This window comes from Anaerococcus lactolyticus ATCC 51172, from assembly GCF_000156575.1.
Classification (GTDB): domain Bacteria; phylum Bacillota; class Clostridia; order Tissierellales; family Peptoniphilaceae; genus Anaerococcus; species Anaerococcus lactolyticus.
This window is the reverse complement of the sequence record NZ_GG666052.1, coordinates 16,920-17,891: the sequence shown is the minus strand read 5'-3', so window position 1 is coordinate 17,891 and position 972 is coordinate 16,920. Positions and strand designations below refer to the sequence as shown.

The window sequence follows — 972 nt, the reverse complement described above, 5'->3', positions numbered from 1 at the left end:
TCATTCCCATAACCTTCCATCAGGTTGATAACACCCCATGCTCCAAGCCCTGCACCAATTGCTGTAACTAATATTTTTAATACATTTACTGCTTGTGTAAAAAATTCCATTTATATTTCCTCCTCTTTTTCTTCTTTTTCAATTTTATTTATGTGCTTTACTATAAAATTTTTAAATGTCTTGTCTTCTTTTTTTGTTTCCTTAAAATATCCAAAAATATGGATGTATTCTCCACTTTTAAATTCCTTCACACTTTTTGCCTTTTCTCCGTAGAGATTACAGTAGATATATTCTTTTTTAACCTTTCCTTCTTCTTTGTTCTTTCTAACTATTGTGAAGTTAGCTACTTCTTTTTCTCCTTCCTTTGTATCTATTGCAGTTGTTTTTATTTCTCCTACTAGATTTCCATTAATATTTAGCATTTCTCTTTCCATTTGTTCTATCTCCTTTATTCCATAAAAAAACGATAGTTTTCTCTATCGCTTCTACTTCTAATTCATTAATATTTCATTTTTCTCTGTATCTTATTTTTTCGGCTCATCTCGTATATATTTCATTCTTCCTCCTTTGGGCATAAAAAAACACCGAAATGTTTTTTTCGGTGTAAATTTCTCTATTTAATTTTATGGTTTTAGTAATTCTTTCCAGTTTTCTATAAAGCCAACATGCCTTAGTTCAATATTTTCATATCTTGCTATTAGTTCCGTTAGATCATGATAAAATTTTTTGTAATTTTCTTCTTCAGAAACTATTTTAAGATTTACTAATGTAGCAAATATTGTGTTGTTTGAAATATTCTTTTTTAAATATTCTTTATATAGCTTTGGTGATTTTGTAAGCTTTGCTCCATATAGCCTGCCATAATGGGCACATATATTTCTTATATAGGCAAAATTTTCTATCCAAGATTCAAAGTAATGGTAGTCTGTATGAAAGACTTTTGCAATTTTACTTTTATCTTCATTTTTCATA

At 28.2% G+C, this 972-nt stretch carries 3 protein-coding genes; all 3 read right to left on the bottom strand.

Annotated features, from left to right (window positions below; translation table 11 throughout):
- Positions 1-110: Maff2 family mobile element protein (locus HMPREF0072_RS11405; RefSeq protein WP_004829715.1), on the bottom strand; the 110-nt coding region annotated here is incomplete at its 3' end.
- Complete coding sequence (locus tag HMPREF0072_RS09105; protein ID WP_002838912.1) at positions 111-434, bottom strand: hypothetical protein; 324 nt, start codon at positions 432-434, stop codon at positions 111-113.
- A 189-nt stretch (positions 435-623) separates the two neighbouring features.
- On the bottom strand, positions 624-972 hold a 349-nt coding region (locus tag HMPREF0072_RS09100; RefSeq protein ID WP_004829713.1), incomplete at its 5' end, for an Abi family protein.

Bases quoted from the DNA above. Each gene is read 5' to 3' on its own strand.
- HMPREF0072_RS09105 (WP_002838912.1), bottom strand. From the start codon at position 434: ATGGAAAGAGAAATGCTAAATATTAATGGAAATCTAGTAGGAGAAATA.